This window comes from Kitasatospora sp. NPDC057015 (assembly GCF_042673745.1).
In the GTDB taxonomy this organism is placed as follows: domain Bacteria; phylum Actinomycetota; class Actinomycetes; order Streptomycetales; family Streptomycetaceae; genus Kitasatospora.
The window spans coordinates 1-21,480 of record NZ_JBHUSG010000055.1 but is presented as its reverse complement, the minus strand read 5'-3'; the positions used below and the strand labels follow the sequence as shown (position 1 = coordinate 21,480).

The following is a 21,480-nucleotide window of genomic DNA, read 5'->3' as shown; positions in this document are numbered from 1 at the left end:
AACGAGGAACCGTCCACCGGCCGGCACCGCGCGAGCCGCGGTGATGCGGGCCTCGGCGTCCTTGCTGGCGGTCGACGGCGCGAAGCAGGGCGGGCAGCAGCGGCAGCTGAGTCCTGGTCCGCTGGTCCATCCGGGACTTCACCCCGGACCTGGACTTCTTCGTCGCGCACTCGTTCGCCTTGATCGGACACGGCGCCACCCAGGGCGCCCACCGAGCCGGATCGTCGGCGGCCCAGCGGGCGATGTCCTGGTAGAACGCCCGGACGAAGACCAGCTCGCTGCGGAAGTTCACCCTTGGCCGCACCGGGTGGCCCTGGGCGTCGCGGATGAAGGCCAGGCGTTCCTTCCACGCCTGCGCGACCTTAGCCGCAGCGAGTCGATGCCGGGATGGTGGATCTCCAGGTCGCGCCAGAACAACCGGCACAGGTTGCGGGCGATGGAACGCAGCGAGACGTGGTCGAGCTCGGGAGCCCGCTCGGTGAAGTACTCGACCAGCAGGTCACGGACGGCCCGGCATCCAATGCCGTACGCATCGACGATCTGCTCGACGCTGCGGCGGCCCTCGATGCGAAGCGCCCGCAGCTGCAGCGGTGCGCTGGCCGGGAGCACGCCGGTCTCCTTGAGCACGGCGTAGAACAGCGGCCGGCCCGCGCTGCCCCGGAAGTGGTGTTCCTCCAGAGCGGCAGTCAGCTCGATGCAGTCGCCGACGGTGATGTCGCTGACCAGGCCGCCCTTTCGGATCACGATCCAGGTGAGCTTGTTCAGGGCGTCGGACCTCGCTGTGGCTGTCGCATGCTGAGCCAGCTGTTCGAGCCGCTGGAAGGCATCGGGGTCGCTGGCGGCCCGGGACTCGGCGAGCATCACCGTCACGCGCTGCCGCAGCAACCACGGGTAGCTGGGGCGGATCGCCTGCCCGGCGACCAAGAGCACCAGTCCCGTGGCCAGTTCATCGCGCCAGTGGCTCTTGGGCGTGCCGCGTGCCTGCAGGGGCAGATCGGTCCACTCGAAGCCGGCGTCGTCCGCCCCGCTGGCCATCCAGCGATCCTGCCAGGTCTCTCCGGGCTGGCCTTCGAGCCAGTCCAGCAGCTTCCCCACGCCCCGTCGCCGGGTCTTGTCGCGGGTCAGGCCCGCACCGGGGTCGGTGAACAATCCCAGCAGCCGCTCGACCAGGCTCTCCCGGCTCTGTCGGGTCTGCCACCAGCTCGCTTCGCCGACTCGCGGTTCCCACTCCAGCGCTTTGTCTATCTCAGGTGACTCGACGGTCCTGGCAACGTTGACGTTCGCGGTCGGGTTCACCGGCTTTCGCCGCCCGCAGCCGAGGTACCGAACAGCGCTGCCAGCACCTCGGGGCGGTAACCCGGCGCCGGCGGGGCCGGCGGCTTGGCCTGCTCAGCGCGCCGTCGCTCATGGTGGGCCAGGACGTGGGCGACGACCTCATCGGGCGTGAAAGCGATACAAATTTCCGTGGTGGTGATGTGCGCATGCCCCATGACCCACTGCACGTCGGCGAGGGTCAGGTTCGGATCGCGGACCATCCTCTTGGCCGCGCGGTGCCGCAGGTCGTGCTGGGTCCAGTTCGCGCCGAGCAGCTGGTTGGCACGGGTGAAGACCATCCGAGCCGCGTCGTACTCCAGCGGATGGAAGGGCCGTCGCAGCGTCCACCACAGCGGCTCCGACGGGTGCTTGGGGACCATGCCGCGCAGGTCTTGCTGGTTGAGCCGCAGCAAGACGAACGCGTCGGCGGAGGCGGGAAGGTGCTGCAGGACCTGGCTGCCCTTGCGGACCACGCCGATCGTCTGGTCCCCGGGCGAGACCAAGCACTGCGGGACACCCAGCAGCTCAGAGGCGCGGGCACCGGTGGAGATGTAGAACGCGATCAGAGCCCTGTCCCGGTTGTACTTCAACCCAGCGAACAGGTCGTTGAACGCCTGGTCAGGAATGATCCTCGGGGTCGGCTTGGGCTCCTTGGGCTGATAGGTGCCCCGGCGCGTCGGCTGCCGGAACGGCTGTATCGGGTTGTGATGCGCATTCGGACTGCCCTCGTCGGCAGCCCCTCCCTGCGGGAACGGGTTGATCAGCGGCCAGCCGTGGGTCTCGCGGTGGTACTTGTAAAACGACCGGATCACCGCGCGAGCGTGCCGCCTGGTCCGAGCGGCATAGTTCTCGCCGGGCGCGGCTTTCCCCGTGACCGGATTCACCGAGCCCGGGGCGGGTGCGTCGGGACGGCGCCGCCGGAGCGGCTTCTTCGTGGTCTTCAGCCACAGCGCGAAGTCACGGGCCTCGACGCGGCTCGCCAGATGCCAGGGGACGTCCACGGCGCGTAAGAACCGGACCCACGCCAACAGCTCATAGGCATAGGACCGCAACGACGTCGGACTCGCGTCGTCGGCGAGCATGTGGTGCAGGAACTCATTGACCGTCGCCACCTCAGTGCCATCAGCGTCTACAAGCCGGAACGGCCGCAGCGGGTCATCGCTCTTCTCGACGCGGCCGACCCTCGCCACCTTCAACGCCGCCACGTCCCGGACCGTCGTGCTCTGCTCTGGCATCCATACCTCCACGGGCCGACCTACTCGACGACACGCGATGAAACCAGATCCACCACCACACGCGGAGTCACCGCCACCCGCCAGTAGGGGCCACAACCCCCTTGTCGTCACTATGAGTTGACCTCGAAGGGAGCCCAATCTAGTGCCGCATCAGGCAACGTTCGCCCCGTTCTTGCCGGTCGAGTGCGGACCGCGCGGGGCACGTAGTCTCTCGGAATGCATTCTCACCTGAGCTTCGAGAACCCTCCCGCGCTGCCTCATGAGGTCGTGGCCGAGACGTTGGAGCGGGCCCTGCCTGACCGTTCGCACGAGGGCGAAGCGGCGGACGCCCTGGTCGGAATCGCCTTGAGCGACGACGACCGGGAGTTCGTCGAGCACTGGTGCATGGAAGTCGGGACGCGCGCCGTGTCGGGCAGTCCGCTTCTCGGGCTGGCCGGCCTGTGCCTGGGCCATACCGCTCGACGCTTCGGCCATCTCGGCGACGACGCCCTCGCACTGGCGAAGTCGCTTGCGGCGCGTGCTGAAACGGACCCGGCAGACGTGGATGATCGGGCTCTCGACGGTTATGACGACGTCCGGAGCTTCCTGCGCCTTTGGTGAGGCCGGCTGGCGCAGTCGCCGGTTAGGCGGCGTTGGCCCTGCTCACGATGGCGGTGAGGCGCTTGTCGGCGGCGTTCTTGTTCCGCCAGATGATGTAGCGGCGGATCATGCTGCCCTGGGCCTTGTGGTGGGGATGGTCGGTGCCGTCGAGGGCGAAGTAGCGCAGGGCGGTGAACTGGGCCTCGATCCGGTTGAGCCAGGAGCTGTTGGTCGGAGTGTAGGTGATCTCGACGTTGCTCGCCGCAGCCCAGGTTCCGACCCGCTGGCACCGCTTGGTGGTCAGGTGGGGCGAGTAGTTGTCGCAGACGATCGCGATCCGCACGTCCAGTGGGTGCAGCGAGCGCAGGTAGCGGCAGAACTCCGGGAACTTGGAGCGGTTCTTGGTCCTCTTGATGTGGCCGTAGAGCTGGTCCTTGGCCAGGTCGTTGGCGGCGAACAGGTGCCGAACGCCGTGCGGGCGGGTGTAGGTCGCCCGTCGGCGGGGCCTCGGCTCGCGGTCGGGGTCCTTGTGCTTCCCGCTGCGTTCGGCCCACTGCCGGCCGGGGTGTGGCTGGAGGTTGAGCGGGCCGAACTCGTCCATGCAGAAGATGACTTCGGGCTCGCCTTCCTCGGGTATGACCTCGCCGTCGGCGATCGCGTAGAGGTGCTCGACGCGGGCCTTCTTCGTGGCGTAGTCGGGGTCGCGGGAGGTCTTCCAGGTCTTCACGCGTTGAAAGGAGACGCCCTCCTCGCGGAGCAGGATGCGCAGGCCCTCGTGGCTGATGTCGTCGACCACTCCCGCGGCGACCAGGAAGTCGGCCAGCTTGGCCAGGCTCCAGGTCGAGAACGGCAGGCTGTGCTCGGCCGGCTTGGACTTGGCGATCTTCTTGATCTCGCGGCGCTCGGGCAGCGTGAACGTCCTGGGTCTGCCGCCCCGGTACTTCGGGTAGAGCGAGTCGAAGCCGTCGGCGTTGAAGTTGTGGACCACGTCGCGGACCCGATCGGCACTGGTGAACGTCACCTCGGCGATCTTCGCCACCGGCATGCCCTGCGCGGACAACAGGACCACCTGGGCACGTCGCCATGTCACCACCGACCCGGTACCTCTACGGATGATCCGCAGCAACCGCCTGCCCTCATCGTCATCGATCTCACGGACCTGCACGCGTTCAGCCACGTGATCATTCTGACCGTCCGGCGCCACCAGCGCAGCAAGCGGACGGTGCATCAGAACGAGGCGAACGTTGCCTGATGCGGCACTAGTATGCGGAGCATGACACGACATATCGACGAGGATCTGCACGGTGCGGAGTTCCGCGAGTGCGATCTGACCGGGGCACGCCTGATCGGCGTCGTCATGCAGGATGCCGTGATCGACGGGCTCGTCACCAACCTCGTGGTGAACGGTGTCGAGGTCACCGAGTACGTTGAGGCAGAGCTCGACCGGCGACATCCAGTGCGGGTGCTAATCCGCTCCGAGGACCCTGACGATCTGCGCGAGGCATCGCGTCAGCTCCATGCCGGCTGGGCCGCCACGATCGATCGAATCCGCCGTATGCCCGGCATCGAGCGCCGCAGCGTGAACGACGAGTGGTCGGCGGTGCAGACGATGCGCCACCTGGTCTTCGTCCACGACTCGTGGTTCCGCCGCTGCTGCCTGGGCTCGACGGAGCTGTTCACGCCGATGGGCATCGGGACGACCGTCGAGCCCTACCGTGGAGCGCACGGGCTTGACCTCTCGCTCGATCCGGCCCTCGACGAGATCGTGAGCGTGCGTGACGCGCAGGCCGCCGAGCTTGAGGCCTGGCTCGACGAGGTCACCGCCGTGCAGCTCGCAGCGCGAGCGCCGGTGCCCGACGACGATGTCTGGCCGCCGTACGCCCGGGGCCGCTTGGTGCGGCAGTGCCTCCGCACGGTGCTCAACGAGACCTTCGAGCACCACGGCTTCTGCGTTCGCGACCTCGACCTGATCGAGGCACAGGACGCCGAGTAGGGCCGACTACGGACAACTGCACCCGCAACTCTTTGGCGATCACCGTGTTGTCGTCGCCGACGGCGAACCGCTCACCGGCCTCCATCCTCAGCTGCTCTCGCACCGCTCTACGCTCGGCGGTCAACCCGCCACCTTGCGCATATCTCATACAACAGACGTACCGCCGGACCGAACAACTGTCAGCCCTCGACGGCACCACACCTTAAAGCTCAGTAGTAGGACCGGTGGAATTATGACCTACTGACTCAATCTCATAGTCCGGAAAAGGGTGCGTGAACCGCACGGGCCTGCCCAGCGAACGGGCGTAGGCGATCTCGGCCCGGGTGCTGTCTCCGATGTAGTCGCCAACCACGAGCACCTCGTCGGCGAGCAGGATCTTCGACCGGTGCAGTTCGTCGAGCCGAATCTTCAGCGCCTGCGCCTCGGCAGGATCGGACCACAGTGCATGCGGCGACTTCAGGTCGCAACCCGGCTTGACGACAATCCTCCCGGCCTTGGTCTCGCGAAGATCGGCCTCGGCCATCTCAGCCATGAAACGAGTAGAGCCGCAGATCGCGACGATACGAGGGAAGCTGAGCTGCCTCTTCGCCTCGGCGAGTTTCTCCTCGGGGGTGATCACTTGCTGGGGCGACACTGGTTCCTCCTGGTGGTGCGGTCCGAGGGGTGCCTGCGGAGACGGAAACGAAGGCGCCCAAGATCATCTTCCAGTGAACGACGTGGCCGCCCGCACGCCCGCACTCTATGCGACGAGCATCCCGACATGGCGCCACGGCACCCGCCGGTCGGCTCTACGTTCCGCCTGCGCGATGCCGAACCGGTCACCCTCGCCACGAAGGGCCGGTGCCCACTACCGCGTTCACCGCCTCGATCAGCCGGTTCACGCAGCAGGATGTTGCGCTGCCGACTGGACGGCCGGTTTCCTGCGGGCAGCTGGCGGCGGTGCCGGGTCGGGCTCGGATACTGCCACGACCCGAACGAGGAAGGAACGACCAGATGACCGCATTGACGGAGTCGTGGTTCGCCAGCGATCTTGCGGTTCTGCTGCACCTGGCGCGGCCCGACGCAGCTCGCTGAACGTCTGGCGGCCACCGGGCCGGAGAACTGGTCGCGCTCGGCCAACTGCTGCAGGCCTGCAGCAGACGTGCCCACTCCTGTGCCCGGCGTCCGGATCGACCCGACCACCTGCCGCTCGCTCGTCATCTGACCACTACCGCTGTGCGCTTCGACGAGGAGACCATGTCCACCGCATCCCACCGGCCCACCACCAAGCCAGTTGACGCGCCCCGCCCGGCCGGCTGCCACCGCGGCAGGCCGGCCCGCTATCCTGGCCCGGCCCGGTGCTCCTGGCCATCGTCCCCGTGCTGCTGGCTGCCGTGGCCGCCCCGGCCGGGCCTCCGCCGCTGCGGTGTGGGTGCAGCGACTGCTGCCGGCCGGTCAGGGCGAGCTCGGCGGGCCGGTTTGACGGCTGGTCGGGGCCGCCGGCCCGGGGGCCGTAGGCCACCGCCACCTGCCCGCCACCGTCCCCGGCGCCGCAGGCGCTGGCCCGTCACCGGCCCTGGGCCGCCAACGGCCTCATGCACAAGATCGGACCCGGCCTCTACACCGCTGCGCAATGGAGACCAACATCCTTGCCACCAGCGGAAATTGTCCAGGAGCTACCCGGCCTTGGGTGAAGCCCGAAGCACCAGCAAGGGGGAAGGGCGTCCTATCCGCCCTCGGTACGGGCCTCATCCGGCCACCTGGTACGTCACCGCCGTGATTGTGTTGCGGGGGGCTTGTGGCATCCCTATCCTCGTGACCAACGCGTCGACGGAGACGAGTAGCCACGGATCACGCGAGCAGAGAGAGCCGCCGGAAGCTGTGAAGGCGGACTCGCACCCGTGGTGAAGACCCTCTCGAGCGCGGGGAGGAAAGGCCCTCGGGTCCGATGCCCCGCCGGTTTGCCCCCGTCATCGGGCTGAATGAGGCCGCCGCTGTCTGGCGGTGGCAAAGGCGTGGTGGCACCGCGAGTACCCTTCTCGCCCACGCTTCCAAGGGATCATGACGACGCCCCTGGAGGGCTGCGATGATCCACATCACTAGCCGCGTGCTGGCATCTGACCTACGGGCACACCTCGACGAGATCGTAACCGTCTCCGGTTGGGTGAATGCACTCCGGCTGCAACGCAAGATGCAGTTCGTCATCCTGCGGGACCACTCCGGCATGGTCCAGGTAACCCACAAGCGCGACGGCGGTCCGCTTGAAGCCGCCATCGAATCGCTGACCCCCGAGTCCGCCGTTCGAATCACCGGCCGAATCGTAGAGGCAGCCCAAGTCAACCTGGGTGGCCTGGAGCTCGTCCCCGAGACGGTCGAGGTGCTGAACCGGGCGCAGACGCCCCTGCCGATCGACGAGAAGACCGGCCCCGAGCACCGACTCGACTGGCGGTTCCTCGACGTACGCAAGCGGGCCACCGCGCAGCTGGTGTTCGCCGCGCAGACGACTCTGGAGCAGGGGCTGCGCGAGTACGCCATGGGGAACGGCTGTACGGAGATGCACACGCCGAAGCTGATGGGCACCGCCTCGGAGTCCGGCGCGGAGGTGTTCAAGCTCGGGTACTTCGAACGCTCGGCCTACCTCGCCCAGTCGCCGCAGTTCTACAAGCAGATGGCCGTGGCCGCCGGCATCGACAGGGTATTCGAGATCGGACCCGTCTTCCGGGCCGAGCCGTCGTACACCTCCCGGCACGCGACCGAGTTCACCGGCGTGGACGTCGAGCTCTCGTGGATCGACGGCGTTGAGGACGTGATGGTGTTCGAGGAGCGGATGCTCGTCCACGCCATCACGAAGGTTGCCGAGGTCCATGGTGAGGCGATCTGGGAGGTCTTCGGTATCGAGGTAATGGTGCCGGAAGCTCCATTCCCCAGGATCACGATGGCCCAGGCACAGGAGATCCTGCGGGCCGGCGACTGGGACCCCGAAGGCGTCAAGGAGGACCTGGACCCGGAAGGTGAGCGCACTATCGCCGCTCACATGAAGCAGCTCACGGGTCACGAGTTCGTGTTCATCACGCACTACCCGGCCAGCATCCGGCCCATCTACCACATGCGCCCGGCGGACCGGCCGGACCTGACGCTCAGCTTCGACCTGCTCTGGAAGGGTCTGGAGATCACCACCGGCGCCCAGCGAGAGCACCGGTCCGACGTGCTGCTCAAGCAGGCTGAGGAGAAGAGCATGGACACCGAGCCGATGCAGGACTACATGAACATCTTCCGCTTCGGGTGCCCGCCGCACGGCGGCCTCGGCGCCGGCCTGGGTCGGATCCTGATGGTCATGCTCGGCCTGGACTCGATCCGCGAGGCCGCGTTCCTGTTCCGCGGCCCGAACCGCCTCACCCCCTGAGTCAGGGGCACACGCACAGCTGCCCCACCGTCTCCTGACGGTGGGGCAGCTGGGGCTCGCTCAGCACCAGGTGTGGCCCAGGTCGAGGATCCATGCCTCAGCGGGGTTCTTATCCCAGTGGCCGCGAAGGGCCAGTGTGAGTTCCTGCTGCTGCGCCGTGGCCTGGGTGGCCTTTGACCAGCGCCATCTCGTGAGTCCGCTGGGAATCGTCCGGTTCATCCGTTGAGGTGTCGAGCTGGTGTTCCCGGTCGGGCCTCCATCCACGATGGGGACCTGACCGGCCCTGACCTGCAGACTTCGTCGGTGTACGAGACTCGCGTGAGCCTCCCGGGTATCCCAACGCTGTACCTACGCCCACTCCCTGCCGTGCTCGGCGAGCTGCGCGAGCTGGCCCTGGGTCAGCTTCGCCCGGCGAACCTTCTGGTTGGTCAACCAGGCGCCCAGCGCAAAGTGCGACACCTCCACCTGCTCCACGCCACCGGGACCGGCCTCCACGCTCTCCAGCGGTTCCTTATGCGGGCGAGGGAACCGGGGGTGCCGCTCCCGCTCGACAAACTGGGCGAGGGCTGCCAGGCTCTGGGCGAACCGATCGGTGCGGAACACCTTCGGCTTCGCTTCCGCGGCCTCCCTCGCGGCGACCGGTTCGGGGTCCGCCTCGATGCCGATCGCCGTCGGCAGGTTCCGTCGGTCCTCCTCCAGGCCGGGCCAGCTGACCCGCTGCGCCTGCATCCAGCGGCCGAGCTGCTCACCCTCGAACACTGTGTCCGCCGGCAAGGTGGTCCAGTCGACCAGGCTGTCGGACACCAGCTACCACTGCCGGGCCATGCTGCAGGTGATCGGCCAGGTGTGGCACCACCACGGGTCGATCTCCTCCGGCGCCCGCTGGCGCTTCGGCGTCAATGCGCCCTGCTCGCCCGTTGCTAACTGGGCCGAGGCCCGCAGCTCGGACAGCCACGTCCCGAACGCGTATCCGCCGACCGAGGCGCGCGCTGGCGCCGCCAACGAACCACTATGGCTCTTCGCCAGACCCGCGCCCAGTCAGGACGGGCCGAGGGCCAACATGCTCCTGCCCGTCCCAGTACTTTCCAGAAGCTTGCGGACCTCAGCCAAAGTCGCAGCGTCCAGGCACTGCAGCGTCCTCGTGACGTCCGCTATCTGCCCAGGCGTGGGAGCATGAACTACACGCCCCTGTTCTACCCCCTCATCAGCGTCATCGATGCGGGCGTCGCGGACGATCTGCGCCTGTTCGTCGCTGAAGGCCTTGGCCAACTGGGCCAGTACAAGGCGTGCCTGAGCCTCCGCTGTGCTCATGCGGGCGCTGCTCCTGCCGCCAACGGGCGCCGATGCCATGCGTGGGGCGTCAGCGGTTGTGGCTGGCGATGGTGCGCGGTCACCGACACGGCGTATGCCTGGCACACCAGTTCGGGCCGCCTTCTTCCAGCCGGACTTGACCACCGGCAGTGCACGGGTTTTCCACCACTGGATGAACTGTGGCGCGTGCTCGACGGAGAAGGACAGCAGCCTCAGGACAGTATCGAGCAACTCGTCGATGTCGGTCTCGGAGGGCGGGGGCGCCGTCTCGCTGGTCACGAAGACGAAGACAGTCTCTGGCTCCGGTGAGCCAGGCTCGTTCGCGTCGTCGGGGAAGAACGTGCCGTGGCCTTCGAGTTTGCCGTTCTCGTTGTAGAGGTTCTGGTGCAGGCCGCCTGGGGCTTTCCCTGCGTTGCCGGGTGTCAGGTCCTCGGGATACACGAAAGTGCCCCTGACGCTCTTCATCCCGTCGGATGCCGTTGTCTTCGGCCCGCGGGCTGTGGTGGAGGGTTTGGGCGCTTCGCCGGAAGGGGCCATGTGGCGAATGTACTCGCAACCCGGCAGCGAAAAACGAGGATCGTGGCTCGTCCACCAGCAGGCAGTCTCCCCTGCGGGGCTTTTGCTCAACGTGCAGCGTGGACCTCGACTAGCGCCCGGCGCAGGGTGTGGCCCGAACCGGTGGAGAGGCAGTGCAGTAGGCCGTCCGGGATGACTGCCCGATCGTTCGTCCGTGCCGTCGTCCCGGCCACCCCCGGCTCGGCCGGGTGCTCCTGGCGGCCGTCGGCGTTGGGTCCGCCCGCCCGCCGTTCGAGCCGGTGAGGGAGCGGGGTCCGTCTGCGGCTCCCGCTCCCTGGCCTGCTCGGCCTGCTGCTCCTGGTCCTGCCGCTCCCCGCCCCATCTCGGGGGTGAGCCGTCCGCCGGGAGCCGGCCGGGCCCGGCCTGGCGAGTCTCAAACGGATTGCCGGCTGCGGGTCGAGAGCGGGATCCTTGCCGGACCGGGTGGCGGGAAGCCGGGCGGGTGCTGGGCTGGTGGACCCGGACAACAGGGCTATCCAGGAGGATTCCGACGCCGTGATCACACCGGCCATCCCAAGATCGTTCCATGGGTATGATCAGCGGTTCGGCTCACCTCTCAGCTGCCGCTCAGCGGAGACGTCCACGCGGGGTCGTGTCGGGATCTCCTCGTAAGGTGGGTCAGCAGATGCTCCGCCGCGAGGCGGACGGTGTCTCGCGGCGCGCCGATCGCAGTCAGGGCGGCGATGAGCCTTGCCGATGCTGCTTCCGGCACGTCCAGGTCGGTGAGGAGGGGAAACAGCAGCAAAAAGCGGGTGGCTGCGTCCTGGACGCCTTCGTCCGCAAGGGACGGGCTGTCAGCGATCCGGATCAGTTCTTGCCATGGCAGCCCGGTGCCCGAGAACTCTCCGTCCCAGCTGGCGATCTGCTCGACGTAGCCTCTGCCTGGATGGGTGAGGAGGTAGTCGGTGCCGTAGTCGCCTTCCAGGTTGCGGTAGATCACCACGACTCCGGGGCCGTCTTCTGCCGGCATCCTGAACACTGGCTAGTGCTCAGGATCGAAGAGGACCTCGGACAGGGCATCGACATCGGCGCCGTCCTCACCGAACCACTCCGGAACCGGGCGCTCGGCACACCCCCCGTCGCTGCACAACGCCAAGAGGTAGTTCGACCAGAAGCCCGGATGGACCAGCAGTGACTCGCCCGGTACGAACGGGCCGACGTCGTATCCCTTGATCAGCACCCCTGGATCCTGTCACCAGCCACCGACACGGTCCGATTCGGGATCGGCAGGGGGCGCCGTCCAGTTACGGGACAGCTCTTAGCGAACGCCCACCTGCATCAAGCACTGGCCGTGAGGCGCTGGGCAATGATCAAGATCTTCTGGCTAATAGTCAAGATCCCTTTCGGAGGGCACTCAGGGCGGCTTTCGTGGATCTCCGCCAGAGCCGCTGAAATCCGGTTGGTGGTCGTCCGGGCTGAAGATCGTTTTGTTTTGATGGGGGCTCATCGAGCCTTTCCAGTACCACCCACATGACCAGCGTCGTGTGCCGACACTAGCCGCATCAAGGGAGCGTGCCAGCCATGGCAGACCTCAGAGTCACCTACGACGAGACCGCGAACGCGGCATACGTCTACCTCACAGATCCGCAGGTTCGCACCAGGTCTTCGCGCATGTATCCCTGCGATCCGGTGGAGGTCGACGGCATGATCAACCTGGACTTCGACGAACAGGGACGCCTCATCGGGATCGAGATACTGAGGGCCAGTTCCAAGCTGCCCGAGTACCTGCTCGCGTCATCTGAGCGTCTGGACGCCGACGGTGCATGACGTGGTTGAGCGGTCCCTCGCCTCGCGCCGCATCAGGTTGGAGATGCCTCAGGCCGCGTCTGCGATCTCAATGCGGGCGCGGCCCCGCCCCCGCCCTCCGAAACCCGATTGACCTGCGGTGAATGATGGAAGCGTGATTTCCAAGGAACACGCCGTCGAGCTTGTCGACTCCCTACTGGCCCGAGAACGGCTGACGGGGGCAGGACCCGAGCTGGCCATCTGCACCGTGAAGGAGCGTGCAGTCGGCTGGCTCGTCTTCTGGAACTCCGCAGAGTACGCACGCACCCGTGATCCGCGCCACAGCCTCATTGGCAGCGGCCCCTACCTGGTGGACCGACACGACGGCAGCATCCACCACATCCCCACCACCACGTGCATAGCCGAGAACTGGGAGGAGCTCTACCTCCAGCAGATCAAGGGCATCCGACCGCCTGACCCACTGGCCTCGTCCGTGCGTGCGCTCGTACACTCCGCCGGGGTCGTGGCCGCGATGAGCCACCTGCGGAAGCAAGCCCCGGGGCTGAGTCTGCGGGAAGCGCGGGCCTACGTCGATGCCCTTCAGGGTGGCGCCGAACCCTCGGAAGAGTTGGCACGCCGCACCCGTACGCAGGAGAGGTGCCCGCGCCTTTCGATCGAAACGTTGACTGGTCCGGTCCAGTAGCCGTACGACCAACCAGGCCATTGGAAACGGTGGACCGCAACGCGGGTCGAGCACCCACCGAACCAAGACGATCTCCGGCCACGAAAACCTTGCCAGAGCCGTCGAAGTGCCCAGCCGAGTACACGGTGAACGCGTGCTCACCGAGGCACACGACTGTGCCAGATACGGTCTCGTCGGCCGCGGAACCGGGCCCGCTGCGCTACTTCTCCTGCGATATGGCGAGTGCGGGCAGGTCGAGAGCCCGGGCGAGGGCGGTGGTGACGGGAGCCCAGTGGCCGGGCAGGTGCTCTAGGAGCCAGTGGGCGGTCAACGCGAGGAAGTCGGCGAGGTCGCGCTCGGCACCGGCGAGCAGGTGGCGGAGTTCGGTGAGGGACAGTTCGATCACCGGACTGTCGCTCTGCTCGGCGTTGACCGTGAGCCGGACGGTGTCGCCGAGGCGCTCCGCAACCGGTGACACGGGGTCGTGGCCGAAGCCGAGGAGGCCGCCGCTGTCGACGAGCCTGTGCCAGTCGCGCCAGTCCTCCAGCCCGTCGCAGCAGCCGGGCAGGAACGTGATGCCGGTGGAGTTGTCGGTCACCCGCAGGCCGCCGGCTGCGAAGACGTTGTCGAAGGTCAGCAGCCCGTGGAGGAAGGAGTCAAGCGGGTCCACGGGCCGGGGCGGGCGGTCGCCGTCGGGGTCGACGTCGTTGCAACCGGCGATGCGCATCACCGCCGTCCCGACCTCGGCGGACGAGAGTTCCCCGCTGAGGGGCAGGAAGCCGAACGGCTCGGCCTTCGCGACCGGCCAGAGGTCGAAGCCGTCAGGGGTGTTGATCTCCAGGACGGGCTGCATCACGATCACCCGCTGAAGTATTCCGCATCCCCCGCCCGTGACGCCTCCCGGTTACGCCGAGCATCCTCGTCTCTGCCACGCGTGAACCGGCGCGGGAGCTCAGCGCCTTAGGTGGCCCTGTCGCAAATCCTGTGATGCCCGGGATGTTGGAGCTGGCTCGGCACCTGGCAGCGGAGTTGCGGCTCGCTGTTGACTGGAAGTCAGGCGTAGTCGGCAGTGGGCTGGGCAAGGCCGGGACCACCTGCGTGCGGGATCTGGACGTAGTCCTCCGGCGGCTTGGGCAGAGCCTGCAGGCAGGACGCAGAGCATGCGTTGACCAGAAGCGGCAGGACGTCGGTGGCGACTCGCAGCGAGATCCATGCCTGGTGGATCTCGGCTCCCTCCAGCGACCGGTCACAGACGCTGCAGCTGCGAATTGCCGAAGGACCCCACTCTCCGGGTTCGACTGCGCCAAGGCGGACGGCTCCAGTTGTTATGCGCGCGGGCTGGAGCGGCGGGAACGGTGGGCGGAGCTTCTCGTTACCGTACAGGGCGCGCGTGCTCACGGTGCTGCGCTTCAGGCTTGGGCACCTGGTCAGCTCATACGGGAACCAGTGCAGCCGGTGCGATGTGTACGGGGTGAATTCCTGCAGGCTGCTCATGGCGCTGATCTCCGGAGGGATCCGAACCAGGTTGCTGCCGTAGAGGTCGAAGTGCTTGACGGCGGTGAGGCCCTTGATGCTGGGCGGCAGAGTGACGATCTGTCGCCGCTCCTGTGGACTCATCTCAACCAGAGGTCGAAACACCTCCCGCCCGTCGGCCGCTGCTTCGTCGACCAGCGCCAGGAGATGCTGCCAGGCCGGCGAGGACGCGTCCTGCCGCTCGCTGTGGAAGCGCACCCGTCGCCGGTTGCTCACTTCGTGCTGGTCGAAGCACCTGCAGACATCTCGGGAGGCGGCACTGCTACCCGGGGCGGAGTCCGATGTGTGGCCCCATCGGTTGGTGAGCGGTGCCGAATCTGCTTCATTCGCCATGGCACACAAGATACGGAGCCATCGGCGAACCCTAGCGGGCGGGTGGCTGCGATTCGATCAACGTACCTGACCCAATCACGGGATCTGCGACAGCCCCCTTCGGCGGGTCTGTCGCAATCGGTGTGACGATCACGACGTCTCGGTCAGCTGCATGGTCTGGAGCGGGCGTGGTGCGGGTGGCTCGGATGTGGGACGCTCACGTTGTCGCTTCAACAGGTGCCGCCGGGGCACCCGAGGTCCATCGGACCGAACCAGCGGGAGTAAGAGGCGGTGCAGGCGGCAGCCGTATGCGTGGCGCGCGATCAGCGCCCTGAGTAGACCCCGCTGGGCCCCGGTACTGACGCTCCCACTGTCGATGTCACCCGCGTCACCTGGCCATCGACCTGGCCGGAGCTCCAGGGAAGGCACAGGCCGGCGATGACGGCCTTCTCGTCGTACTGGAGTCCCTGGGCGAACGCCCGGATGGCCGGCAAGTCGTCGCGCAGAACGCCGCTGATCCAGTGGGGCGGCTCGTGGCCGCGAGGGATGGTCATCATTTCGGCGAAACCGCGGACGTGGCCTGTGGCGGCGTCCTCACGGACGGAGGCCTTGGAGAGCGCTGAGGCCGGCGGCCGCGTCGAGGCCCAGGTGACCACGCAGGCCGCCCGGATCGCCGACCTGGTCGCGAAGGAGAAGCAGGGCGAGCAGGTCACCGTCTACGCCACCTACGCCTCCCTGGAGCGCATCGTGGCTGCCCACCAGGACTTCGCCCTGCCCGCCTGGGACCTCGTGATCATCGACGAGGCCCACAGGACGGCAGGCTCCGAGGGCAAGGCCTGGGCGGCGATCCACGCCGACGACAAGGTTCCGGCCGCCCGTCGCCTGTACTTCACCGTGACCCGGAAGATCGCCGATGACCGGCACGCGAAGGCCGGCCTGACCGACCTCACCGAAGGCCAGGAACTGCCCGCGCTCTGCTCGATAGACCGTCCTCATCTGGACACTGCAACAGGGCATCGAGCACGGCTATCTCGCCGACTACCGGGTGCTGGTGCCTGTTGTCACGGACGAGGACCTGCGCGAACTGCTCAACCTGCCCGCCGTCGCCGACCTGCGCTCCCAGCGCTCCAACGAGGAACTGCTCCGCTTGGCCCTGCAGATCTCGGTGCTGCGCGCGGTCGCCGACCTTGAGCTGCGCCGGGTCATCACCTTCCATTCCCGCGTGGGCCGCGGCCCGGGAGTTCGCCGCGACCATGAACGCCGCCGCCGAGCTGCTGCCCGCTACGGACCGGCCGGAGCGGGTGACCGCGCTCGCGGTGGCCGGCAGCGACCGGCTCAAGGACCGCCGGGCCGCGTTCGCGACCTTCTGGGCCACCACCGGAGAGTGGCCTGGTGAGGAGGGCGAGGAGTGCTGCATCATCTGCAACAGCCGGCTCCTGAACGAGGGCATCGACATCTAGGCCGTGGATTCGATCGTCTTTTCGGATCCGAAGTCCTCGGTCATCGACGTCGTCCAGGCCGTCGGCCGGGCGCTGCGCCAGTCCTATCGGCAGGGCAAGGTCTCCTGGGTCATCATCCCCGTCTACCTGCCCACCCCCGAGGTCGGCGACGACACAACCACCGCCGACCCGGCCGAGGTGCGCGATGCCGGGGAGGCGGTCAGGGCCGAGGCCGAGGAGGAGATCGAGGCGTCCTCCTTCCGTGCCATCTGGCGGGTCCTGCGGGCCCTGGCCGCCCACGACGCCCGCGTGGTCGGCCGGATCACCGAGCTGCGCACCAAGCGGGCGGGGGAGAAGGACCACACCGTCGTGTCGGACGCCGGCGCGGACACGGACGCCGGGGCCGGTCAGGACGGCGCCGAGCAGCCGAATGGGGACACGCCGGTCGACTGGCTGCGGATCAACGCCCGCAAGCACGCCGCGCAGATCCTCCAGACGGTGATGCTGCGCGCGTTCAACCCGCGCGCCACCGAGTGGCAGCGGATGTACCAGCTGGCCGCCGCGTTCCGGGCCCGGCACGGGCACCTGGACGCGGTCGACAAGAGCGTCGACGGCGACCTGGTGAGCTGGCTCGACCGCCAGCGCTACCTCAAGGGCGCAGGACTCCTCGCCCCGCTCCGGGTGAACGAGCTGGACCAGCTGGACATGATCTGGGACAAGCACGCCCACTCCTGGGAGCGCGGCTTCGCCCACGCCCGCGCCCGGGCAGAGCGGCACGGGCACCTGGCGATCCCGGCCGCTGAGAAGCTCGACGGCCACGGCGTCGGCGCCTGGATGGGCCGCCAGCGCAAGAACCCGAAGCTCACGGCCGCCCAGGGCGCCAAGCTCACCGTGCTGGACGCGATGTGGCGCACCGAGCCGGACTGGAACCGCTCCTACCGGAGCCTGCTCGCCTACATCGCCGCCGGCGGCACCCTGGACGGCCCCGCCAACCGCACCGGCGCCGACACCGACCCCACCTTCCGACCCGGCGCCTGGCTTCGCAAGCAGGACAAGGCCCGCACCGACGGCAAACTCAGCCCCCAGCAGACCGCCGTCCTCGACGCCCTCCACACCTGACCGACACCACCCGCCACACCGCCGCCGAGGAACACGACCGAAGGGGACCCACCATGGACGAGCACGAGGAGCGGTTCCCGCTCACGCTCTACCGCCACGACAGCGGCGAGCTGATGATGCCGGCCACCCACGTGACCGCCCTGCTGCGCCACACCGCCGAGACCTTCCGGCTGGCACGGGTGCGGGGTGAGATGCGGATGGACCTGGAGAGCACCACCCGACTGTACGACTGCCTGGTGCAGTATGCCGCCGGCCTCGACGCCTCCTTCGCCCACGCCGATGCGCACGGGCAGCCCGGCCGGGGCCCGGTGACGGCCCGCGCGCGGGCGGACGAACTCGTCCAGTACCTGGCCGAGGTGACCGGCGCCTACCTCGCCGCCGGCGAGCCCTCTCCGGCACCGGCAGCCGTCAGGAGGGCATGGATTGCCCGGACCAGACCGCGAGCTTCCCACCCGGCATCGAGACTACCCGCCAGCCTCCCGGCCCCAGCACTTCCCATGCCTCGAACGACGGGTCCGCCCGACTGTTGAGGTGGCAGCCGTTGTCGAAAACCAGCCGCAGCGAGCCAGTCTTGAAGGCCACCGCAGACAAAAGCTTCGCTTCGAACAGCCCGAGCGCCGCCGCCACATCCTGTCGTCCTGGGTCGAGGAAGACATGCTGACGGCCGTCACCGACACCCTGGGTGAGCTCGAAGGGGCATCCAAGAACCACGCGCGCATCCGAGTCGAGGCGCAGGAACAGCTGGTAGCCAATGCTGATCTCGGTAACCGCCAGGCCCCGAAGATTCATGATCCAACGGTCTTCGTGCTCGGCCAACAACGATTCATCCACCACAGCAAGATGCACCGTGGAGCACCAACAACGCCAGCCGAATAGACCCCCACGGCCTCGCGGCCCTCACGGTGGGGCCAGCCAGCACGGGAATGGCCAGGTTCGGAACACCGACACTTCACCAGTCGAGGACGGCACCATGGCCGACGCCGATCACGACTGCGACGAGGACCACGACGGCGAGATCAGCTGGGAGGGCCGCGCCGAGTGCACCTGCCGCTGGTCCCTTCAGACCCAGTTCGCCGACGGCGACTACATCGAGGCCGACCACGACTGCAACGCCGACCAGTGGCACCACCACTCACGGGGCGGCCCCAGGGCACGGGCCGCCCCGCACCGCTTTGTGAAGGAGAGACGCGCATGTTCGGCCCTGGCTACAACCTGGTGACGGATCTCCTGGTGGCCGCCGGCCGCACTCGCGAGCAGGCCTCCGCCGTGGTCGCCCGGATCGAGTGGGATGTTCTCGACTGGGCGCAGGGCACCGTGAGCAGCACCGGACTGCGCTTTCCCGACGGCACGTCCGACGACTACGTCGACGGCTGGTACGACGGCAGCGTCGCGGCGAAAGCCCAGCTCGCCGAGCAGGCCCGCGTCGAAGCCCGCAACGGCGGACTGGCAGTACCTCCGGGCCCCACTCCTCCCGATCCCCAGCCGGTCGTCCCGGCGCCCACGGATCCGGGCCGGGTACTCGGTGTGGCCCTGGAGCTGTTCGCGGGTCTCGTCGGCGAGCAGCCGCACGACGACGAGATGACCGACGCCGTCCTGGACGCGATCCAGTGGCTCCTCGACGGCCCCGACTACACCGCCACCCTCACCGCCTTCGTCCGCGACCGGGAGCGGGAACTGCGCGAGATGTACCGCAACTACGGGCACGGCACCGGCCACGACCGCGACCCGGACGGGTGGCCCGGCCCCCGCTACGTCCTGGTCCGCCAGCCCGAGAGCCTGATCCTCGCCGAACTGCTCACCCGCCGGCCCCAGGCCCTGGCCGCCGCCTGGAACGGCGTCCTGCCCGCCGTCCTCCTCGACGACACGACCACGGCATGGCCCCACCGCACCTGACCACCCCGCCCCGACGCCCCGGAAGGCCCGCGATGACCGACACCACCCGCCCCACCCCGGACCACACCCCGGACCCCGCCGCTGCGCCCGTACGGCTGGAGCTGACCCCGGACAGCAGCCGGTCCGCGCCCGCCGACCGGGAGCTGGGCCGCCCGATCCTCGACTCCCCGCTGGTGCGCGGCTCGGTGTGGCTGCGCTGGAGCGGCCACGACGGCATCCGCACCCTGCACCACGGCGCCGACCTCGCTCGCGGCTGGACCGAGCGCGATGTCGACGGCCTGGATGGCTGGGTGGCCCTGGTGGAGGGCCGGATCGTCCGCGCCGCCGGCCCCGGCCTCGCCGCGCCGGAGCCCGTCGTGCACGCCGAGGCCTGGCAGGCCGGCGCGACCCTGCACGCCGCCCTCGCCCAGCATCCCGCCCCCGCCCACGACGCCGAGGAGTACGGCGACCAGGAGCACCCGCTGCTTGGCGACCTTCGCAGCAGCATCCGCCGCCGGGCAGCCGGTCTCACCCTGGATGCCATCGACCAGGCCCTGCACCGGGCCCGGGACGACGAGCGCACCGCCGACCGGCACGCCGACACCGGAGACGAAACCGCCGCCGCCACCGCGGCCGCCATCCTCGACGAGTGGCAGCGCCTGCGCGACCACACCGCCCAGACCCGCGCGCAGCGCTACGACCCCGACCACGACACCACCCTCCAGCACGCGCTGCGCTTCGAGCGCCACCGCCGCGATGTCGCCGAATGCGCCCGCGAGGCCACCCACGAGGCCCGACAGAGCATCGACGTCGCGCACCGCCGCCTGGCCGGGCCCACCGCCCAACCCCTCTACACCGCCCTGGACCGCGCCGGCCTCCGCACCCTCACCGACGACGACCACCAGGCCGTCCGCGACCTCACCCGCCACCTCAACGCGGCCACGCTGCGCCAGGTGACCGACTGGCTGGAGCGCACCCGCACCGCGGCCCTCGCGCTGCGCGCCGAGCATGCCCCGCCCACCCGGCCCACGGTGCGCCGCAGCCGCTTCTGATCGTCCGTCAGCAGTTGGTCGCCGGGGAGATGCCGCGTCGGTGTCGGACCAGGCTGGCATGCTCTGGTGTCATGAACGTACAGAGGTTCTGGAAGTTGATCGAGGATGCTCGCTGTCAGGTTGCCGATCCGGCCGACGGGGATGCAGTCGCGGCCGAGGCTATGGCTTTGCTCTCCGCCCGACCCGGCGACGAGATCATCGCCGCCGATCAAGTGCTGCGAGACCTGCTGGCGCGCTCTTACAGGGACTCTTTGTGGGCCGCCGCCTACACCATCAACGGTGGGTGTTCCGACGACGGCTTCGACTACTTCCGCGGCTGGCTGATCACGCAGGGCCAGGGCGTGTTCGAGCAGGTCCTGGCCGATCCGGACTCGCTGGCTGACCTGCCGATGGTTCGTGCTGCCGCTCCCCACGGGGTGATCGACTGCGAGGCGGCGTTGGTCATAGCTTGGGATGCCCATCTCGAAGCGACTGGCGATCAACTCCCCGACTACGTCTCCACGACCCAATATCCCGACCCGGACCCCGAATGGGCATTCGACTTCGATGATCGAGCCGAGCTGAGGCGACGCCTGCCGGAGCTGGCGGCGCTCTACCTGGTCTGAAACTACGCTCGCCTGCGACCAGGTCCGCGCCTCCTTCAGGTCAACCGCTTGGCGAGTCGAGCTTGTGGTGGTGTGGGTGGGTTGTGATCAATTCTGTAGGGGTGCTGTGTTGCCTGGTCAGCTGCGTGTGGTGGGGTTGTGTGGTTGGCGGCGGTAGAGGGCGATGTCGTGGTGGAGGCCGATGATGAGGTCGCCAGTGGTGGTGAGCGTGACGGCCCAAGGGTTGTCGGTGAGGATCTCTGCGATGGCCCGTCCGGTGGTCAGGTCCCACACCCGCACCGACTTGTCGTAGCTGCCGGTGACGGCGACGGGCCGGCCGTTGAGCATGGTGCACGCCACCGCGAACACGTTGCCGGTGTGGCCGGTGAGGGGTCCGCCCAGGGTCCGTCCGGTGGTCAGGTCCCACACCCGCACCGTGGTGTCCGTGCTGCCGGTGACGGCGACGGGTCGGCCGTCGAGCATGGTGCACGCCACCGCGTTCACGGGGCCGGTGTGGCCGGTGAGGGGTCCGCCCAGGGTCCGGCGGGTGGTCAGGTCCCAGACCCGCAGCGTGGTGTCCGTGCTGCCGGTGACGGCGACGGGCCGCCCATCGAGCACCGTGCACGCCACCGCGTTCACGCCGCTGGTGTGGCCGGTGAGGGGTTCACCCACCGGCTGGCCGGTGGTCAGGTCCCACACCCGCACCGACTCTTCCCAGCTGCCGGTGACGGCGACGGGCCGCCCGTCGAGAGTTGTGCATGCCACCGCGTAC

25 protein-coding genes are annotated in these 21,480 nt (G+C 68.5%); 12 read left to right on the top strand and 13 right to left on the bottom strand.

Translation table 11 applies throughout. The annotated features are described in order from the left end of the window. Positions 1-288: 288 nt before the first annotated feature. Together ACFTWP_RS34960 and ACFTWP_RS34955 are read right to left on the bottom strand one after the other, a co-directional pair. Positions 289-1,296: a hypothetical protein gene (locus tag ACFTWP_RS34960; protein WP_380269058.1), complete on the bottom strand. Its 1,008-nt coding sequence runs from the start codon at positions 1,294-1,296 to the stop codon at positions 289-291. After that, the gene (locus ACFTWP_RS34955) at positions 1,293-2,549 is read right to left on the bottom strand and encodes a tyrosine-type recombinase/integrase (RefSeq protein WP_380269057.1); all 1,257 of its coding nucleotides are present in this window, start codon (positions 2,547-2,549) and stop codon (positions 1,293-1,295) included. The genes ACFTWP_RS34960 and ACFTWP_RS34955 overlap by 4 nt, the downstream gene beginning before the upstream one ends. A 216-nt stretch (positions 2,550-2,765) precedes the next feature. Between ACFTWP_RS34955 and ACFTWP_RS34950 the strand changes: the two genes are divergently transcribed. Continuing rightward, a complete protein-coding gene (locus tag ACFTWP_RS34950) occupies positions 2,766-3,149 on the top strand; it encodes a hypothetical protein (RefSeq protein WP_380269056.1) in 384 nt (127 codons plus the stop codon). A 22-nt stretch (positions 3,150-3,171) separates the two neighbouring features. On the opposite strand, the gene ACFTWP_RS34945 is transcribed toward ACFTWP_RS34950, so the two are convergent. Next, a complete protein-coding gene (locus ACFTWP_RS34945) occupies positions 3,172-4,305 on the bottom strand; it encodes an IS630 family transposase (protein ID WP_380269055.1) in 1,134 nt (377 codons plus the stop codon). 96 nt (positions 4,306-4,401) lie between these two features. Between ACFTWP_RS34945 and ACFTWP_RS34940 the strand changes: the two genes are divergently transcribed. Next, positions 4,402-5,121 carry a DinB family protein gene (locus ACFTWP_RS34940; RefSeq protein WP_380269054.1) on the top strand — a complete coding sequence of 240 codons (720 nt, stop codon included), beginning with the start codon at positions 4,402-4,404 and terminating at the stop codon, positions 5,119-5,121. 202 nt (positions 5,122-5,323) lie between these two features. Here the strand turns inward: ACFTWP_RS34940 and ACFTWP_RS34935 are convergent, their stop codons facing one another. Then, positions 5,324-5,755 carry a hypothetical protein gene (locus tag ACFTWP_RS34935; protein ID WP_380269053.1) on the bottom strand — a complete coding sequence of 144 codons (432 nt, stop codon included), beginning with the start codon at positions 5,753-5,755 and terminating at the stop codon, positions 5,324-5,326. A gap of 1,431 nt (positions 5,756-7,186) precedes the next feature. Between ACFTWP_RS34935 and aspS the strand changes: the two genes are divergently transcribed. Next, positions 7,187-8,503 carry an aspartate--tRNA(Asn) ligase gene (gene aspS / locus ACFTWP_RS34930; protein ID WP_380269052.1) on the top strand — a complete coding sequence of 439 codons (1,317 nt, stop codon included), beginning with the start codon at positions 7,187-7,189 and terminating at the stop codon, positions 8,501-8,503. A gap of 348 nt (positions 8,504-8,851) precedes the next feature. Here aspS and ACFTWP_RS34925 read toward each other — a convergent pair whose 3' ends face one another. The 5 genes from ACFTWP_RS34925 to ACFTWP_RS34905 all read right to left on the bottom strand — a co-directional run bounded on the left by ACFTWP_RS34925 (position 8,852) and on the right by ACFTWP_RS34905 (position 11,570). Continuing rightward, positions 8,852-9,307, bottom strand: a complete 456-nt coding sequence (locus ACFTWP_RS34925) for a helicase associated domain-containing protein (protein ID WP_380269051.1) — start codon at positions 9,305-9,307, stop codon at positions 8,852-8,854. Positions 9,308-9,310: 3 nt separating this feature from the next. Next, on the bottom strand, positions 9,311-9,505 hold the full coding sequence (locus ACFTWP_RS34920) for a hypothetical protein (RefSeq protein WP_380269050.1): 195 nt from the start codon (positions 9,503-9,505) through the stop codon (positions 9,311-9,313). A gap of 36 nt (positions 9,506-9,541) precedes the next feature. Continuing rightward, entirely contained in the window at positions 9,542-10,351 is an 810-nt protein-coding gene (locus ACFTWP_RS34915) for a hypothetical protein (protein WP_380269049.1), read from the bottom strand. 595 nt (positions 10,352-10,946) lie between these two features. Further along, the gene (locus ACFTWP_RS34910) at positions 10,947-11,330 is read right to left on the bottom strand and encodes a hypothetical protein (protein WP_380269048.1); all 384 of its coding nucleotides are present in this window, start codon (positions 11,328-11,330) and stop codon (positions 10,947-10,949) included. Positions 11,331-11,372: 42 nt separating this feature from the next. Beyond that, entirely contained in the window at positions 11,373-11,570 is a 198-nt protein-coding gene (locus ACFTWP_RS34905) for a hypothetical protein (RefSeq protein WP_380269047.1), read from the bottom strand. A gap of 341 nt (positions 11,571-11,911) precedes the next feature. Between ACFTWP_RS34905 and ACFTWP_RS34900 the strand changes: the two genes are divergently transcribed. Together ACFTWP_RS34900 and ACFTWP_RS34895 are read left to right on the top strand one after the other, a co-directional pair. After that, on the top strand, positions 11,912-12,157 hold the full coding sequence (locus ACFTWP_RS34900) for a DUF2283 domain-containing protein (RefSeq protein WP_380269046.1): 246 nt from the start codon (positions 11,912-11,914) through the stop codon (positions 12,155-12,157). A gap of 133 nt (positions 12,158-12,290) precedes the next feature. Continuing rightward, entirely contained in the window at positions 12,291-12,818 is a 528-nt protein-coding gene (locus ACFTWP_RS34895) for a YrhB domain-containing protein (protein WP_380269045.1), read from the top strand. Between the two features lie 199 nt (positions 12,819-13,017). Here the strand turns inward: ACFTWP_RS34895 and ACFTWP_RS34890 are convergent, their stop codons facing one another. Next, complete coding sequence (locus ACFTWP_RS34890) at positions 13,018-13,650, bottom strand: hypothetical protein (protein WP_380269110.1); 633 nt, start codon at positions 13,648-13,650, stop codon at positions 13,018-13,020. A gap of 200 nt (positions 13,651-13,850) precedes the next feature. Continuing rightward, a complete protein-coding gene (locus ACFTWP_RS34885; protein ID WP_380269044.1) occupies positions 13,851-14,663 on the bottom strand; it encodes a leucine-rich repeat domain-containing protein in 813 nt (270 codons plus the stop codon). A gap of 417 nt (positions 14,664-15,080) precedes the next feature. Here ACFTWP_RS34885 and ACFTWP_RS34880 point away from each other — a divergent pair, with 417 nt between their 5' ends. From ACFTWP_RS34880 to ACFTWP_RS34870, 3 genes are all read left to right on the top strand, one after another. After that, positions 15,081-15,833, top strand: coding sequence for a DEAD/DEAH box helicase family protein (locus tag ACFTWP_RS34880; protein WP_380269043.1), 753 nt, complete (start codon positions 15,081-15,083; stop codon positions 15,831-15,833). Between the two features lie 62 nt (positions 15,834-15,895). Beyond that, positions 15,896-16,102 (top strand): hypothetical protein, encoded by a 207-nt coding sequence (locus ACFTWP_RS34875; RefSeq protein WP_380269042.1) that lies wholly within the window; start codon positions 15,896-15,898, stop codon positions 16,100-16,102. Between the two features lie 3 nt (positions 16,103-16,105). Further along, complete coding sequence (locus ACFTWP_RS34870; protein ID WP_380269041.1) at positions 16,106-17,200, top strand: Helicase associated domain protein; 1,095 nt, start codon at positions 16,106-16,108, stop codon at positions 17,198-17,200. A 408-nt stretch (positions 17,201-17,608) separates the two neighbouring features. On the opposite strand, the gene ACFTWP_RS34865 is transcribed toward ACFTWP_RS34870, so the two are convergent. Beyond that, the gene (locus ACFTWP_RS34865; protein WP_380269109.1) at positions 17,609-17,989 is read right to left on the bottom strand and encodes a DUF6188 family protein; all 381 of its coding nucleotides are present in this window, start codon (positions 17,987-17,989) and stop codon (positions 17,609-17,611) included. A gap of 181 nt (positions 17,990-18,170) precedes the next feature. Between ACFTWP_RS34865 and ACFTWP_RS34860 the strand changes: the two genes are divergently transcribed. The 4 genes from ACFTWP_RS34860 to ACFTWP_RS34845 all read left to right on the top strand — a co-directional run bounded on the left by ACFTWP_RS34860 (position 18,171) and on the right by ACFTWP_RS34845 (position 20,729). Further along, entirely contained in the window at positions 18,171-18,419 is a 249-nt protein-coding gene (locus ACFTWP_RS34860) for a hypothetical protein (RefSeq protein ID WP_380269040.1), read from the top strand. Then, positions 18,392-19,093, top strand: a complete 702-nt coding sequence (locus ACFTWP_RS34855) for a hypothetical protein (protein ID WP_380269039.1) — start codon at positions 18,392-18,394, stop codon at positions 19,091-19,093. The genes ACFTWP_RS34860 and ACFTWP_RS34855 overlap by 28 nt, the downstream gene beginning before the upstream one ends. Before the next feature lie 32 nt (positions 19,094-19,125). Next, complete coding sequence (locus ACFTWP_RS34850) at positions 19,126-20,124, top strand: hypothetical protein (protein ID WP_380269038.1); 999 nt, start codon at positions 19,126-19,128, stop codon at positions 20,122-20,124. A 71-nt stretch (positions 20,125-20,195) separates the two neighbouring features. Next, positions 20,196-20,729, top strand: coding sequence for a DUF4240 domain-containing protein (locus ACFTWP_RS34845; RefSeq protein ID WP_380269037.1), 534 nt, complete (start codon positions 20,196-20,198; stop codon positions 20,727-20,729). 117 nt (positions 20,730-20,846) lie between these two features. Here the strand turns inward: ACFTWP_RS34845 and ACFTWP_RS34840 are convergent. Then, a partial coding sequence (locus tag ACFTWP_RS34840) for a WD40 repeat domain-containing protein (protein ID WP_380269036.1) occupies positions 20,847-21,480 on the bottom strand: 634 nt, incomplete at its 5' end.